The organism is Paraburkholderia sp. SIMBA_030 (genome assembly GCF_046535245.1).
Classification (GTDB): Bacteria; Pseudomonadota; Gammaproteobacteria; order Burkholderiales; family Burkholderiaceae; genus Paraburkholderia.
On record NZ_JAWRXB010000212.1, the window covers coordinates 1 to 326 of the forward strand.

Annotated in this window: 1 pseudogene; it reads left to right on the top strand. The window is 59.2% G+C overall.

The features are described from left to right. A pseudogene (locus tag SB772_RS39715) lies at positions 1 to 222 on the top strand (hypothetical protein); the annotation flags it as partial. Between the last annotated feature and the right edge of the window lie 104 nt (positions 223 to 326).

Genomic DNA, 326 nt, shown 5'->3' on the forward strand with positions numbered 1-326 from the left:
CATTTGCAGGTGACGCCAGAAGGCAAGGGCGGTTGCCTGGTCGTTCGGGTTGAAGACAGCGGCAAGGGATTTGACGTGGCGCGTGTGCTGGAACGCCCCCTGGATGGCGTCCGTTTGTCGGGGCGTGGTGTCAGTCTTGTCCGCCAGTTGGGCCGTAACGCCAGTTGGTCTGACGAGGGTCGTTGCGCACGCGTGGAGTTTTCCTGGGAGGCTCTGGCATAATTCACCCATTCTTGATCAAGGAGTGAGCAAGTGGCTGACACACATCTGGACCCAAACGTGCTGAGCGCGTTGCAGGAAGTGATGGAGGATGAGTATCCGGAGCT